This window comes from Saccharothrix stipae, from assembly GCF_054781895.1.
The window spans coordinates 384343-400291 of the sequence record NZ_BAAGTN010000001.1 but is presented as its reverse complement, the minus strand read 5'-3'; the positions used below and the strand labels follow the sequence as shown (position 1 = coordinate 400291).

At 72.2% G+C, this 15949-nt stretch carries 8 protein-coding genes and 3 pseudogenes; 7 read left to right on the top strand and 4 right to left on the bottom strand.

Annotated elements, in window-relative coordinates; translation table 11 throughout:
• The first annotated feature begins 32 nt into the window (after positions 1–32).
• Both ACYVLT_RS01730 and ACYVLT_RS01725 read left to right on the top strand, forming a co-directional pair.
• Positions 33–1379: a GH1 family beta-glucosidase gene (locus ACYVLT_RS01730; protein WP_461118268.1), complete on the top strand. Its 1347-nt coding sequence runs from the start codon at positions 33–35 to the stop codon at positions 1377–1379.
• Positions 1380–1617: 238 nt separating this feature from the next.
• A complete protein-coding gene (locus tag ACYVLT_RS01725; RefSeq protein ID WP_461118267.1) occupies positions 1618–2808 on the top strand; it encodes a tetratricopeptide repeat protein in 1191 nt (396 codons plus the stop codon).
• Here ACYVLT_RS01725 and ACYVLT_RS01720 read toward each other — a convergent pair.
• Both ACYVLT_RS01720 and ACYVLT_RS01715 read right to left on the bottom strand, forming a co-directional pair.
• Positions 2765–3556 (bottom strand): DUF3152 domain-containing protein, encoded by a 792-nt coding sequence (locus ACYVLT_RS01720; RefSeq protein ID WP_461118266.1) that lies wholly within the window; start codon positions 3554–3556, stop codon positions 2765–2767. The two genes, ACYVLT_RS01725 and ACYVLT_RS01720, sit on opposite strands and share 44 nt — an antisense overlap.
• A complete protein-coding gene (locus ACYVLT_RS01715; protein WP_461118265.1) occupies positions 3553–5130 on the bottom strand; it encodes a putative glycoside hydrolase in 1578 nt (525 codons plus the stop codon). The genes ACYVLT_RS01720 and ACYVLT_RS01715 overlap by 4 nt, the downstream gene beginning before the upstream one ends.
• A 137-nt stretch (positions 5131–5267) precedes the next feature.
• Here ACYVLT_RS01715 and ACYVLT_RS01710 point away from each other — a divergent pair, with 137 nt between their 5' ends.
• Positions 5268–6302: a polysaccharide deacetylase family protein gene (locus tag ACYVLT_RS01710; RefSeq protein WP_461118264.1), complete on the top strand. Its 1035-nt coding sequence runs from the start codon at positions 5268–5270 to the stop codon at positions 6300–6302.
• A 76-nt stretch (positions 6303–6378) separates the two neighbouring features.
• On the opposite strand, the gene ACYVLT_RS01705 is transcribed toward ACYVLT_RS01710, so the two are convergent.
• Positions 6379–8385, bottom strand: a complete 2007-nt coding sequence (locus ACYVLT_RS01705) for a hypothetical protein (RefSeq protein ID WP_461118263.1) — start codon at positions 8383–8385, stop codon at positions 6379–6381.
• Positions 8386–8445: 60 nt separating this feature from the next.
• A complete protein-coding gene (locus ACYVLT_RS01700) occupies positions 8446–8973 on the bottom strand; it encodes a hypothetical protein (protein WP_461118262.1) in 528 nt (175 codons plus the stop codon).
• 177 nt (positions 8974–9150) lie between these two features.
• On the opposite strand from ACYVLT_RS01700, the gene ACYVLT_RS01695 reads away from it, so the two are divergent.
• The 4 genes and pseudogenes from ACYVLT_RS01695 to ACYVLT_RS01680 form a co-directional block, all read left to right on the top strand.
• The gene (locus ACYVLT_RS01695) at positions 9151–11193 is read left to right on the top strand and encodes a DNA gyrase/topoisomerase IV subunit B (RefSeq protein ID WP_461118261.1); all 2043 of its coding nucleotides are present in this window, start codon (positions 9151–9153) and stop codon (positions 11191–11193) included.
• Positions 11194–11223: 30 nt separating this feature from the next.
• A pseudogene (locus ACYVLT_RS01690) lies at positions 11224–12786 on the top strand (DNA gyrase subunit A); the annotation flags it as partial.
• Positions 12787–12813: 27 nt separating this feature from the next.
• Positions 12814–13461: pseudogene (locus tag ACYVLT_RS01685) on the top strand (LAGLIDADG family homing endonuclease); the annotation flags it as partial.
• A gap of 390 nt (positions 13462–13851) precedes the next feature.
• Positions 13852–15927, top strand: a pseudogene (locus ACYVLT_RS01680) (DNA gyrase subunit A); the annotation flags it as partial.
• Positions 15928–15949 lie beyond the last annotated feature (22 nt).

Genomic DNA, 15949 nt, shown 5'->3' with positions numbered 1-15949 from the left:
TCACCTGTCGACCGCTTGCCTAGGAGTTTCAGTTGACCGACTTCCCCCGAGGATTCCGCTGGGGCGTCGCCACCTCGGCCTACCAGATCGAAGGGGCCGTGGACGCCGACGGGAGGGGCCCGTCGATCTGGGACGCGTTCGGCGCGGTGCCGGGCGCCGTCGCCGGTGGTGACACCGGGGCCGTGGCGTGCGACCACTACCACCGGATGCCGGAGGACCTGGCGCTGCTGGGCGAGCTCGGCGTGGACGCGTACCGGTTCTCGGTGTCGTGGCCGCGGGTGCTGCCGACCGGCGCGGGCCGGGTCGAGCCGCGCGGGCTGGACTTCTACAGCCGGCTGGTCGACGGGCTGCTGGAACGCGGTATCGAGCCGTTCCTCACGCTGTACCACTGGGACCTGCCGCAGGCGTTGGAGGAGCTGGGCGGCTGGCGGTCGCGGGACACCGCGCAGCGGTTCGCCGAGTACGCGGTGATCGTGCACGACGCCCTGGGCGACCGGGTGACGAAGTGGACGACGTTCAACGAGCCGTACGTGTCGGCGATCGTCGGCTACGGCGAGGGCAGACACGCGCCCGGCGCGCGGGAGGGCCACGGCTCCCTCGCCGCCGCGCACCACCTGATGGTGGCGCACGGGCTCGCGGTGCGGGCCATGCGCGGCACGCCGGGCCACGAGTTCGGCATCGTGCTCAACCAGTCTCCGTCGACCCCGGTCACCTCGTCGGAGGCCGACGTCGCCGCCGCGCGCCGGCACGACCTGCTGCTGCGCCGCCAGTTCACCGAACCGCTGTTCGCCGGCCGCTACCCGGACGACTACGAGGACACCTTCGCGGGGGTCACCGACCTGTCGTTCCGGCACGACGGCGACCTGGAGCTGATCTCCACGCCGCTGGACTACGTCGGCATCAACTACTACTACCGGCAGCACGTGGCCGACGCGCCGCACCGCGACCCCGACCCGGCCACCCGCACGTCCATCGACATCGGCATCGACACCACCCGCCTGCCGGACGTCCCGCGCACCGCGATGAACTGGCCGGTCGAACCGGAAGGGCTCACCCGGACGTTGGTGGGGCTCAGGGAGCGGTACCCGAACCTGCCGCCGGTGTACGTGACCGAGAACGGGTGCGTCTACCCGGACAACCCCGGGTTCGTCGACCAGGAGCGCATCGACTACCTGCGCACCCACCTCGCCGCGGCCCGTGACGCGATCACCGCCGGGGTCGACCTGCGCGGCTACTTCGTCTGGTCGTTCCTGGACAACTTCGAGTGGGCGCACGGCTACAAGCACCGGTTCGGCCTGGTGCACGTCGACTACGAGACCCTGGTCCGCACACCACGGGCGAGCTTCTACTGGTACGCGGACCTGATCGCCGGGAAATGAGGTCGCGAACGACCGACGCGACCTCGCGAGTGGTGCGGGCCGGGCGTCGTGGACTGCCGACCCGGCCTCGTGGTGAGGGCGGGTCGGTGTGGTGACCGGGTCACCGTGAGATCGCGGTGATCTGCGAGGTCACCGTCGCGCGGAGGCGCGTCCGTGCGACGGTGGCCGTGACGTTGTGACCGGTTCGGGTGGTGGCGGTCGGAGTGCGGGGAGGGCAGGGTCGGAGCGGGAGGCGACTGTGGTCGTGCCGCGATACCTGCCCGATCCCGGGCCGCGGGCGTTGGCCGTGCGGTTGGGTGCGCTCGCGACGGCCGGTGTGCCGGTGCGGTGCCGGGTGTACGTCGGGCTGCACGAGCCGGGGGAGACCTCGCCGCCGCACGCCGTCGTCACCCACACCATCGCCCGGCACCTCGCGTCCGGCACGACGGCGGCGTTGCCCCGGTTCACCACGAACCCGTCGCCGATGCAGCGCGTGTACGACGCCGCCTCGCTGGGACGGGTGGACGCGATCGGCGGCGACCTGGCGGTGTTCCCCGCCGACCTGGCCTCCGACCTGTGGTCGCGGGTCCGCGAGCGGTCGGTCGAGCCGGACGACCGCGTGACGGCGGCCGACCTGCTGCTGCGCCTGGGCTACCAGCGGCACGCGGCGGACGTGCTCGGGATGGCGCAGGTCGACCCGCGCACCCACGTGTTCGACCCGACCACGGCCGTGAAGCAGCTCGCGGTGCTGTTCTGGCACCCCCACCGACCCGCCGACCTGGAGGCCCTGGCCCTGCGCGGCGCCCGGGACGAACGCCTGCCCGCCGACGCGCGGCGCACGCTCGCGCTCTTCGTCGTGGTCCGCAACGGACGCCGGGGCGACGACACGCCCGCGCTGCACGAAGCCGCCGCCCTCGCCCGAGCCCTGCCGCCGGCGGACGGCCTGGCGTGGCAGTCGCTGCACCGCGCCCTGGCGTTCATCCCGTTCCTGCGCGGCGACGTGGTGGGGACGTTCCGGCTGCTGGACCTGGCGTTGGAGGCGCAGCTGGAGGTCCGGCCGACCACCGCGCTCGACCGGCTGGCCTGGGCCGACCACGCGTTCCCCCTGCACGAGACGATCGCCAGGACCCACCTGCGCACCGGCTCACCGGACCGCGCCGTCACCGCGTCCGACGAGCTGGTGTCCCTCGCGCCGCACGACCACCGCACGTGGGCCGTGCGCGGGGACGCCCTGCTGGCCGCCCGGCGGTGGCGCGAAGCCGTCGAGGCGTTCGACCGCGCCGTCGCGCTGGGCGGCCTGCCCGCGGCCCGTGCCGCGTTCCTGCGCGGCTGGGCGCTGGACCGGCTCGGCCGCCGCGCCGACGCGACCGACTCCTACCGGCTCTCGCACCGGATCGACCCGACCGTCACGGCCACGGGTTCGGCCCGCACGACTTCCCGTCCGGGGTGACCACGACACCCTGGTCGCTGCCCGTGGTGATCGACGCCAGCCCGTCGTTGTCGACGCTCAGCGTCTGCTGCATCATCACCGGCGCCGGCGCGCCGTCCCGGGGGCACACCTCGTGGCCCAGGCCGAGGAAGTGCCCCACCTCGTGGTTGACCGCGTAGAGCCGGTAGCGGCGCAGGTCGTCGCCGTAGGTGTGGGCGCCGCGGAACCAGCGCGCCGTGCTCAGGTGCACGGCCGGCCCGATCCGGCACGACGTGTCGTACGGCAGCTCGAACCCGCACAGCGACCGCGCGGTGCGCTGCGAGGTCAACCGGATCCGCAGCTCCGGCTCCACCCCGCCGCCCACCCGTCGGAACGCCTGCCGCGTCGACCACCCGCGCGGGTGGCGCAACGCGTAGTCGACCACCGCGGCGAACGAGTCGTCACCGTTGGGCAGCACCACCCCGTCCTCGACCTCCACCGCGTAGGTGATGCCGGACGTGCCGCCGCCGCCCGGTGGCGGCACGACGTGCCACGTGCCCGCGCCCTGCTCCGGGAACGCCGGACCGGGCGGCAGGTCCGCGCCGGAGCGCAACGCGTCGACCACCGGCGTGCTGCGCGTCGAGGCCTGCGGCGGCGCGGGTGGCACGACCCCGGAGGTGGGCCACGCCACGGTCGTCGGCCGCGCCGCCGTGCCGACGTCCAACGCCACCACGGTCGTCGCGGCCAGGCAGACCCCGGTCAGGTAGGGCAGGAGCGGGAACCACCTCATGCGGGCTCCAGGCCGGCCGATCCGTAGGTGCAGGCCGCGTTCCAGAGCAGGAACGACGGCGCGCCGGCGTCCCGGGTGGCCCGCACCTGCGCCTGCACCTCACCCGGGCCGTAGTGGTGGCCCAGCGAGAACGCCTGCAACCACGGCACCACGGTCGCGCCGGTGCCGCCGGTCATCCCGACGAAGTCCGCCACCGACGCCCGCACGATCTCGTACGGCATGGCGTTGGGGTTGCCCACGCCGTACTCGCCGGGACCCCAGTGCGACGGGTAGACCATCGGCGCCACGTAGTCCACGTGCGCGGCGATGGCCGGGATGTCCTGCGCCACGTCGGTCGGGCTGTGCGCGGCGATGCCGAACACCGACGCGCCCAGGTAGGCCCCCTTCGGCCGCACGGCCGCCCGGTTGTCCCTCAGGAAGTCCACTATGGACTGCTCAGGGCTGGTGGCCAGGCCGGGGAACACCATCTGCCCGAGCGGGCCGTCCGGCCGCCGCACGTAGTCGTAGAGGATGTCGTCGAAGCCCAGGGACGCGGCCTCCTCGGCGATCGCGATGTTGTAGGCGCGGACCTCCGGGTTGGCGAAGTTGGTGAACGCGTACTCCCCGTAGTGCGCCGACCAGGGCGCGCCCGACGAGTTCTGCGCCACCCGGTCGCGCGCGCCCGAGTCCCACGACGCCTTGCCCAGCACCGGGTCGCGGAACGCCACCAGCCTGCCGACCACCCGCAGCCCCATCTTGTGCAGCTCGTCGATCGCCGCGCGGGCGTCGTAGTAGTTGCGGTTCGCGCCGATCTGCCTGGCCAGCGGCACCTGCGAGTCGTAGCCGATCTCGCCGCTCTCGTCCTTGATGTCGAGCTGCACGGTGTCGATGCGGCCCTCGCGCGCCATCGCCAGCACCGGGTCGCGCAACGACGCGGTCGCCCAGGCGGCGGCGCTCATGTGCACGCCGCGCATCCCGGGGTGGGTGACCTTGACCGCGACGTCGTGCCGCTGCGCGTTGCCCGCGGCGTCGGTGGCCTCGACCCGGATGCTGGCGGGCACCTCCTTCAGCGACGCCTCGAACCTCCCGTCGCGCAACGGCACCTGCTGGTCGCCGACCTTCACCGACTCCGCGCCGTCCGCGCTGCCCTTCACGGTCACCGGACCGCGCGGCGACCCGGCCTCGGCCACGTCCACCGTCAACGCGGGTGGCGTGGCGTCGACGGTGAACTCGCGCTCCACCTCGACGTCGGGCATCCACGGCAGCGGGTTGGCCGCCCGGACCGACAGCGTGTGCCTGCCCTCGGCGAGCTTCACCCCGGTCAACGTCATGCGGCCGTCGGCGCGTCGTGCCTCGACCGGCTGTCCGTCCACGTGCACGGTGACACGGTCGAGCCCACCGGCGTCGGCGGTGGTGATGGACACGCGCTCGACACCCGAAGGAGTGACAGCGGATCCCTCGCCCAGCTCCGCCACGGCGAGCCCGACGCCGCGGCCGTGCAGCATCGTCGTGACGACCCCCGCGATCAGCAACAGCACCACGACACCGACCGCTGGTATCAGCACGCGCTTGAACTTGCGGGGTGACTCCGACATCAGGCGACTCCGATCTCGACGTGGCTCGGCCACCTGCGGCTTAACCGGGAAGTCGAGCGCCAAACCGAAGGTCATCCGATGGGGTGTACGGCGGTGTCGACCGGCTCCGGACGCGAAATCATCCGGGGGTGAAGAGCATGTCGCCCAGGCCCGTCCGGACCGTTGTGGCGCTCGTCGCGGCCCTGTGCTGCGCGTGCGCCGCCCAACCGGCGGCCGAGCCGCCCGGCGAGGCCGCGGCGCAGCTGCCCGGCCCGTCCTCGGCCTCCCCGCCGTCGTCCTCGGCGGCACCGGACCCGGCGGCCGTGGGCGCCAACGAGCTCGGCCAGGTGCCGATCCTGATGTACCACCGGCTGGTCGAGCAGACGACGTCGGTCTACGACCGGACCCCGGCGGCGTTCCGCGCCGAACTCGAACGGCTGGCCCGCGAGGGGTACGTGCCGGTGACCACCGCCGAGTACGCGACCGGGCGCATCGACCTCCCGGCCGGCGCGCACCCGGTCGTGCTCACGTTCGACGACGGCGACGCGACCCAGTTCGCGCTCGGCCCCGACGGGCAGCCGGCGCCCGGCACGGCCATCGCCATCCTGCTGGACGTGGCCGCCCGGCACCCCGGCTTCCGACCGGTGGCCAGCATGTACGTCAACGCCGGGCCGTTCGGGTCACCCGACGGGGCCGCCCTGCGCTGGCTGCGCGACCACGGGTTCGAGATCGGCAACCACACGCGCGACCACACCAACCTCGCGCTGGCCGGTGACCAGGGCGTGCAGGAGGCGATCGCGGCCGGGCAGCGGGAGATCCAGCAGGCCGTGCCCGAGTACCGGGTGTCCAGCCTCGCCCTGCCGTTCGGCGCGATCCCGGCCAACGGCGCGCTCGCCCTCCGCGGCGGCTCCGGCGGGACGTCGTACGAGTACGCGTGCGTGCTGATGGTGGGCGCGGGACCGGCGCCGTCGCCGTACGCGGCGGACTTCGACCCGCAGAACACCCCGCGCATCCGGTCGCAGGACCCGACCGGCGAGGACGCCCGCTACGGCTCCTCGGTGTGGCTCGACCAGCTGGCCGCCGCACCGGCGCAGCGCTACACCTCCGACGGCGTGCTCGACCGCATCTCCTACCCGGCGTCGGCCGGCGTCGCGCCCGCACCGCAGTTCGCCGACCGTGCGGCCGCCTACTGACCGCGACCCAGGGGGCACGAGGCCTCGCACGGCCGCCGCCTACCGCGTCGGTCGGGTCCCAGGTCGGTCAGGGCGTTCAGGCCGTGGCGCGGGCGTGGTTGCGCAGGGCGACCGCGGCCCGTTCCAGGCTGCCCAGCACGCCCGGCGGCAGCTCGTGGTGGCGCCCCACCACCTCCTGCGCCATGACCTGCATCGGCGCCGACTCCTCGGCCTCCACCACCGCCAGCACCTTGAACGCGGTGCCCGGCGGGAACACCACCCGCTCCTGGATCACGCTGCCGAACGAGTCGACCACCGACACCCGCCGCCCGGTCACCGACCAGAGCAGGAACTCCACCCGCCCGTCGACCGGCACCGAAGGCCCGGCCACGGTGTTGAGCAGACCGTGCTCCACCAGCACGTCACCCGTGCGGAACCGGCGCGGCTCGCCCCAGCACACCGTCACGCCCTGGTGCGTCGGCAGCCGGCGCAGACCCGACACCACCGCCGCCGCGTACGGCCACAGCCGACCCAGCTTCCCGCTGCGCAACGCCTCGACCAGGATCTCCTCGTCGTGCCGCAGGCACGCCGACACCGCCGCGAGATCGGTCACCACCGCCTCGAACGCCTCCGGGTCGTCCGGGCGCTCCACGATGTGCCGGCACGCCACCGCCGCGTGCTCGCCGTAGCGCTCCCCGAGCATCCGGCGCAGCGCATCCCGCTCCGGCTCCGTGCTGCGGTGGTCGACCGGCACGACCTCCTCGCCCACCTGCTCGCCCCACACCGGCGCGGGGGAGTCCGCCAACGGGCCGTCCACGCTCAGCGGCACCGGCTCGTCGGCCGGCACGGGCGGCGGCGGCTCCTCGGCCACCGGCGGCCGCGGCATCGGCGCCGGGTCGCAGAACACGACCTTCAGCAGCCGCCGCACCTCCGGCTCCAGCCGTTCCACCAGCGACGCGCCCGCCACCGCGACCGCGCCCGCCGTGGTGCGACCGGGCGTGCCGACGGTCAACCGAGCCCACTCCGGGTCCACCGGCAGGGACCGCACCTCAGGGCCGTTGTCCTCCGCGTCACGCACCCACAGCCCGGACGGCACGACCTCCAGCACCACGCCACCGCCGAGGTCGAAGACACCCGCGCCGCGCTCGACCAGCCCGGGCACCGGCACCCGGTAACCCGACACGATCGGCGGACCCGCCGGGGTGTGGCGCACCTCGGTCACGTACGGCCGCCAGGTCTGCTGCCCGCGCGGGTTCACCGCCACCACCGCCGCGCCGTTGCGCAGCGAACCCACCGGCAAGCCCGTGTACAGCGAGATCGGCTCACCGAGTTGGTCGGCCACCGCCTGCGCCTGGTGCTCGCCGCCGTACCAGACCAGCCGCACCCGCGACCGCGCCGCCGACGGCAGCCCGCCGAGCAGGCGGCACACCTCGTCGGTCGGGATCGGCGGCTGGCCCGGACCGCCGACCACGACGGTCAGCACGTTGTCCCGGCACGGCAGGCCCAGGACCGCCCGCGCGTCCGGCGCCTGGGGATCGAACTGCGTCCGTTGCGCGCGCAGCCACAGCCCGGCCGGGATGGGCTCGGAGATGCCGACGTCACCGGTCGGCCACGGCGTGTTCGGGTCGACCGCCTCCCAGTTCGGCACCGGGAACCGCCTGCCCATCGGCACCGGCGAGGCACCCGGCAGGAACCGCAGCCAGCAGCCGTACCCGCCGTTGCCCGCGACGAACGCCGCGCCCGGCACCGTGGCGACCGCGCCGTCCGGCGCCACCACCTCGGCCTGCAACTGCTCGGTCAGCCACTGGGCGGGCGCGGTCGGCCGCATCGAGCCGGAGTGCGGCGTCATCAGCCGCACCGGGCCGCGGCCCTGCAACGCGGCGGCCACGGCGGGCCAGAACGAGGTCTCGTCGCCGTTGGGCGGGTCGATGACGACCACCGTGCGACCGCGGTCGACCGGCAGGCTGCGACCCAGCGCGACCGCGGCCGGACCGGCACCGCCGGGCGGCCCGACCACCAGCGCCGCCCCCGCGAACGAGGCCGAGAACTGGGCCGGTGCGGGCACGGGCGGCGCGGTCTGGACCACGGGTTCTCGCTCGACCACCGGCTCCACCTGCGGGGCACGCTCCTTCGGTGCGGCACGTCGGAACATCAAGGCGCCCGATCACCTCCAGGCACGACAGCGCGGGAACGCCAGCACTCTACGCGGATGACACCCGAACGGGGGTAGCCGCACTCGACCACGGCCGTCCACTGTGGACCGCAGAACGGCTCCCACCAGGGCGCCGAACGCCACGTGGTCGGCCCACTGCGCCGCCCGCGGCAAGGCCCGGACCGCCGGGAACCGCCGCCCGACCACCTCCAGGTCCACCACCGCGACGACCGCACCGGCCACCGCGCCCGTGCGCGCGTCCAACGACCACCGCCGGTCCACGGCCGCCAGCACGACGGTCCAGCAGGCCGACACGCCGAAGTGCGCGACCGCGCCGCGGATCACACCCGTGCCTCCCAGCAGCGTCGCCGCCGCCCGCGTCGAACGCAGAACGTCACCACCGGTCAACACCGCGTGCACGGTCGACGGCACTCCGCTCAACGTCGACGCGACCAGCCAGGCCCGCACCAGGCGTGGACCCGCCGCGCGACGGGTACCAATCCGGGAAGGCCGCCCGCACTCGTGGAGCCTCTGCTCCATATGTGATGCCATCCTTCGAACCTGTGTTCGAGCACGCTATGGCAAGATCGCGGATGACTTGCCGGAACACTTGTCCGACGGTAATCGGTGGGACCGGGAGGGACGCGAATCCCGTGCCACCCTCCTCGGTTACCGTGAACCGCTCGACGCACGCCACGACCTGGGGAGACCGACCCGGTGACCGCTGAGATCCTGTACGGGGCCGACGACCTGACCCACCTGGAGGGTCTGGAGGCGGTACGCAAGCGCCCCGGCATGTACATCGGGTCCACCGACAGCAGGGGCATCAACCACCTGTTCACCGAGGTGGTCGACAACTCCACCGACGAGGGCGTGGCCGGCCACGCCACCAAGATCGTCGTCACCCTGCACGCCGACGGCAGCGTCCAGGTCGACGACGACGGCCGCGGCATCCCCACCGGCACCCACGCCAAGTCCGGCCTGTCCGGCGTCGAGCTCGTGCTCACCCGCCTGCACGCCGGCGGCAAGTTCGGCGGCTCCGGCTACAAGACCTCCGGCGGCCTGCACGGCGTCGGCGCCTCCGCCGTCAACGCCCTGTCGCACCGCTTCGACGTCGTCGTCCGGCGCGAGGGCAAGACCCACGAGATGTCGTTCGCGCACGGCGTCCCCGGCGTGTTCGACGGCCCCGGCCCCAAGGCCGCCTTCACCCGCCAGTCGGGCCTGCGCGTCACCGGCCGCACCAAGCGCACCGGCACGTCCATCCGCTACTGGCACGACGCCCGCTACTTCGAGAACAGCGCCGCGCTCGACGTCGAGGCCGTGCGCACCAAGCTGCGCAACACCGCGTTCCTCGTCCCCGGCGTGACCTACGTGCTGCGCGTCGCCACCGACGGCGCGATCGCCGAAGAGACCTTCCACTACCCCGGCGGCCTGGTCGACATGGTCGACCACCTCGCGCCCGCGAGCGAGAAGCCGGTCTCCGGCACCCTGCTCATCACCGGCGACGGCATCTACCACGAGAACGCGGCCGACGAGAACGGCGTCATGCGGTCCAAGGTCGAACGCCAGGCCGAGGTCGAGATCGCGTTGCGCTGGGGCACCGGCTACGAGCGCACGGTCGAGTGCTTCACCAACACGATCCGCAACGTGCACGGCGGCACGCACCGCCGCGGCTTCGAACGCGCCGTGCTCAAGGCGGTCCAGGACGCGATCGGCAAGACCAGGGGCCTGCTCAAGCCCAAGGAGGACCCGCCGACGCTGGACGACGTGCTGGAGGGCATGACCGCCGTCGTCCACGTCCGCATCCCCGAGCCGCAGTTCACCTCCCAGACCAAGGACGAACTGTCCACCGCGGGCATCACCAAGGTCACCCTCGGCGTGGTCGAGAAGCACATCAAGGCCTGGACCGAGGACCGCCGCACCAAGTCCGAGGCCAAGGTCGTCCTGCAAAAAGTCGTCGACGCCGCCCGCGTCCGCCTCACCCAGAAACACCAGAAGGACGCCGCCCGCCGCAAGACCGCCCTCGAAGGCGCCGCGATGCCCGCGAAACTGGTCGACTGCCGCACCACCGGCGTCGCGCGCAGCGAGCTGTTCCTCGTGGAAGGCGACAGCGCCCTCGGCTCGGCCCGAATGGCGCGCGTCTCGGAGTACCAGGCCCTGCTCCCGTTGCGCGGCAAGATCCTCAACGTGCAGAAGGCCAGCCTCGCCGACACGCTGCGCAACGCCGAGATCGCCAGCATCGTGCAGGTCCTCGGCGCCGGCACCGGCCGGACGTTCGACCTGACCACGATGCGCTACGGCCGGGTCATCCTGATGGCCGACGCGGACGTCGACGGCTCGCACATCCGGACCCTGCTGATCACCCTGTTCGCCAAGTACATGCGACCGGTGATCGAGGACGGTCGCCTCTACGCCGCCATGCCGCCGCTGCACAAGGTCATGACCAAGGGCCGCAACGCCGAGACCCACTTCACCTTCAGCCAGCGCGAGATGGAGCAGAAGGTCGCCAAACTGGAGAAGGCCGGCAAGACGGTGGTCAAGCCGGTGCCCCGGTTCAAGGGCCTCGGCGAGATGGACGCGGACGAGCTGTGGGAGACCACGATGAACCCCGCCACCCGCTCCGTGCGCCGCATCACCATGCACGACGCCGAGGCCGCGGAGGCCGCGTTGGAGCTGCTGATGGGCGAGAAGGTCGAGCCGCGCCGCGCTTGGCTCGTCGAGTCGTCCGCCCGCGTCGACCAGTCCGCGATCGACATCTGACCCGCCTGACACACGAGGGAACGACCGACCATGGCACGCCGCAAGACCCCCACGACCAGGGTCGACCCGTCCGCCTTCGACCGCGCGGGCGCCCAGGTCTTCGACAACTCCCTGACCACCGAGATCGAGGACTCCTACCTGGAGTACGCGTACTCGGTGATCCACTCCCGCGCCCTGCCCGACGCGCGGGACGGCCTCAAGCCGGTGCACCGCCGGATCCTGTTCTCGATGAACGAGCAGGGCTACCGCCCCACCAGCGCCTACGTGAAGTCCTCGCGCGTGGTCGGCGACTGCTTCGTGCGCGGCGCGCTCGTCTCGACGCCGCGAGGCCTGCGGCCGATCGAGGACATCGAGGTCGGCGACCTCGTCCTGGACGGGCGGGGCGAGCCGGTCGAGGTCCGCGAGGTCTACCGGAACCCGGTGTCGGAACTCGTCCGCGTCACCTGGTCCGACGGCCACTCGATGCTCGTCACCCCGGGCCAGCGGTTCCGCACCGGCGTCGACCCCGACCGCTGGACCGACGCCGACTGGACCGCCGCCCGCGACCTCACCGGCGCCCGCACGGTCGGGTTCGGCTCCGAACGGCACGCCAACCTGCTCGCCGACGGCGACGCGACCGGTTTCGTGCTCGGCCTGCTCGCCGCGTCCGGTGACGTGCTCGCCGACGGCCGGGTGCGCCTGGAACTGGCGGACGCCGAGGCCGTCGACACCGCGCACGGCTGGGCCATCGCGCACGACATCACCACCTCCCGCGAGAAGGACGCCGACCGGCTCACCCTCACCTTCGCCCGCCACCCCGACCTCGAAGCCGCCGCGACCGGTCGGCTGGACGCCGTGCTGCGCGACCGGTCGACGTGGACGCCGTTCCTCGCGGGCCTGTTCACGGCCACCGGTGGCGTGCGCGACGGCCGCGACGTCGTGCTGCCCGGCGGCGAGGCCGAGTACGCCGTGCTCGCCGACGCCGGCATCCGCACCCGCCGTGACGCGACGACCCTGACCGTCACCGGCCGTGACGCCGCGGCGCTCGCCGTGGCGCTGCTGCGCTGGACCGGCGTAGGCCCGCTCCAGGACGGCCTGGTCCAGGTGATCCGCGCCGCCAGGCACGCCGCCGACGAGCCGTTCCCGCACGTCGTGTCGGTCGAACCGGCCGCGCCGGACACCACCTACGACATCCAGGTCGCCGCCCCCGAGCACGCGTTCGTGGTGAGCGGTTTCGTGGTGCACAACTGCATGGGCAAGTACCACCCCCACGGCGACACCGCGATCTACGACGCGATGGTCCGCCTGGCCCAGGACTTCTCCCTGAACACCCCGCTGGTCGACGGGCACGGCAACTTCGGCTCTCCGGACGACGGCCCTGCCGCCTCGCGTTACTGCTTGGTCGGCGATACCCGAGTTCGGCTTGCCGATGGCACCAGTCCGCGCATCGCGGATCTGGTGAAACTTCCGGCAGACGCCGAAGCCGACGCGGATTTCGAGGTGTTGGACAAGGACGGCAAGGCGGTCCGGGTCAACAAGGTCTTCAACTCGGGTGTGCACCCCACGATCCGCATGGCGACGAAGTCGGGTTTCTCGCTGCGCGGTAGCGAGAACCACCTCGTGCTCTGTCTTGAAGCCCCGATGGGCGTGCCGATCTTCCAGTGGCGCCGACTGGACGAACTCAAGCCCGGTACGGTCGTGGCGGTCGCACGAAACGCCTGGTCGCAGGTCGTGCCGACGGCTCAGGAGTACATGCTCGGCATCCTCGGCGGCGCGTGGGTCTCGGAGGGCTACGCCAGCGAGACCCGGGCGGGTTTCAACAACACCGACGAGCACTTCTTCACTGAGGTGCTGCACGCGTACGACCAAGTGGTCGCTGGTCGACGGTACGTCTCGGAGCGGCACACCCGCCAGGACCGGAAGCTGATCCGCGAGATCGACATCCAACACCACGCCGGCGGGATGGAAGCCTTCCGGAAGAGCGTGCTCGCGGAGTTCATCGGTCACCAGGCGCGGGAGAAGTTCGTTCCCGAATTCGTGTGGAACGGCGGGTTGGGCGTAAAGCGCGCGTTCCTGATGGCGGCGTTCGAGGGTGACGGTGGTTGTCGCGAGGCCGACAACGGCTTCACGGTTCAGTACAGCACCTACAGTGCCAAGCTGGCTGCGCAGTTGCAGGAACTGTTGGCTGAATTCGGCGTGATCGCCACTCGTCGCCAGTACCGACGCCCCAACGGCTCGGTGGAATACCGCTTGGTGGTGTCGGGCCTCCGGAATGTTCGGGCCTTCGCGGAACGCGTCGGGTTCCTGAGGACCAAGCAGGCGAAGTTGAACGTCCTGCTCCGTCGGTCCCCGCTGCGGGCGCACCGGTTGAGCATGGACAGCGTGCCGTTCGTGGCCGATTACGTCCGCGGTGCGCTGGACTTCGATCGCCGCGGCAGCGGCCGCAAGTGGCTCACGAAGCACAACTTCGACCGGGTCGAGCGGTGGGAGACCGAGCGTCTGCGGATCATCGACCGGATCAAGGACACCGAGGTTCTGGCCACGATCCTGCCGGTCATGGACTCGGGTTACCGCTTCGAGGCGGTGACCGAGGTGGAGGCGTGCGAGCCGGCCGAGGTCTACTCGGTCCGGGTGGAGTCCGACGACCACTCGTTCCTGGCGGGCGGGTTCGTCAACCACAACACCGAGGCACGGATGTCCCCGGCGGCGATGTTGCTGGTGGGGGAGTTGGACGAGGACACGGTCGACTTCCGGCCCAACTACGACGGGTCGTTGCAGGAGCCGTCGGTGCTGCCTGCGGCGTTCCCGAACCTGCTGGTCAACGGCACGTCGGGGATCGCGGTCGGGATGGCGACGAACATGATCCCGCACAACCTGGGCGAGGTCGTGGCGGCGGCGCGGCACCTGGTGACGCACCCGGACGCGACGCTGGACGAGTTGATGGGGTTCATCCCCGGCCCGGACCTGCCGACCGGTGGTGTGCTGCTCGGGTTGGACGAGGTGCGCAAGGCCTACGAGACCGGGCGCGGTGTGGTGCGGATGCGGGCCAAGGTGGAGACCGGGTTGCTGGAGGGCAGCCGCGGTCGGCAGGCGATCACGGTCACCGAGCTGCCCTACGGCGTCGGGCCGGAGAAAATCATCGAGAAGATCACCGACGAGGTGACGAAGTCCAAGCGGTTGACCGGGATCTCCGACGTCAAGGACCTGACCGACCGCGAGAACGGCACCCGCGTGGTGATCGAGTGCAAGGTCGGGGTGAACCCGCAGGCGCTGCTGGCCGACCTGTACCGGCTCACGCCGATGGAGCAGTCGTTCGGCATCAACAACCTGGTGCTGGTGGAGGGCCAGCCGCGGACGTTGGGGCTCAAGGCGCTGCTGGAGGTGTTCCTCAAGCACCGCTACGAGGTGGTCACGCGGCGCACCCGGTACCGGCGGCGCAAGCGCGAGGACCGGCTGCACCTGGTCGAGGGCCTGCTGCGGGCGTTGCTGGACATCGACAAGGTGATCAAGCTCATCCGGGGCAGCGAGAACGCGGCCGCCGCGAAGGAGGGCTTGATGAAGTCGTTCAAGCTCTCCGAGATCCAGGCGACCTACATCCTGGACACGCCGTTGCGCCGGTTGACCCGCTACGACTCGTTGGAGTTGGAGGCGGAGCAGGAGAAGCTGCGCAACGAGATCGCCGAGCTGAGCAAGATCCTGGACGACCCGGCCGTGTTGAAGAAGGTCGTGTCCGCGGAGTTGGCGAAGGTGGCCAAGGACCTCCAGCAGGAGCGCCGGACCGCGCTGCTCGACGGTGACCTCAAGGAGGTGCTGGCGGCGTCGAAGCCGGCCGGGCCGCTGGAGGTCGCCGACGACCCGTGCCAGGTCATCCTGTCCGCGACGGGGTTGGTGGCGCGGACGGCGGCCGAGTCGGAGGAGTCGTCGGAGGCGCGTCGGCGCAACGGGCGGATCAAGCACGACGCGGTGGCGGCGACCGTGCACACGACGGCGCGTGGTCAGGTGCTGCTGGTAACGAACCGGGGGCGGGCGTTCAAGACGGACGTGCTGCCGCTGCCGGTGTTGCCGGAGCAGAGCGGCACGGTGTCGTTGAGCGGTGGCATGGCGGCCGGTGAGCTGGTCGACCTGCAGGCCGGTGAGCGGGTCGTGGGCATCGCGCCGTTGACCGACACGGAGGCGCCGGGGCTGGCGCTGGGCACGAGGTCGGGCACGGTGAAGGTGTGCGCGCCGGAGTGGCCGGTGCGGTCCGACGAGTTCGAGGTGATCACCCTCAAGGAGGGTGACGAGGTGGTCGGTGCGACCTGGTTGGCCGACGCCGCGCAGACGCTGGTGTTCGTGACGTCGGACGCGTCGCTGTTGCGGTACTCGGCGTCGCTGGTGCGGCCGCAGGGTCTGCGGGGCGGTGGCATGGCGGGTATCAACGTGGGGTCGGACGCGCGGGTGGTGTTCTTCGCCGCGGTGCGCACGGACGACGACGAGCACGGTGAGCCGATGGTGGTCACGTCGACGGGGCAGAGCGTGAAGGTGACGCCGTTCGCCGCGTACCCGGCGAAGGGGCGGGCGACGGGTGGTGTGCGGGCGCACCGGTTCCTCAAGGGTGAGACGGCGTTGGCGCTGGCCTGGGTGGGGCCGCGGCCCGCGGGCGCGGCGGACAACGGTGCGCCGGTCGAGTTGCCCGCGCCGGACGAGCGCCGGGACGGTTCGGGGCACGCGCATCCCGGGCCGGACGTGGTGGGTCACCTGATCGAGCGCGACTGACAATCGTTTTCGATAGGCTCGG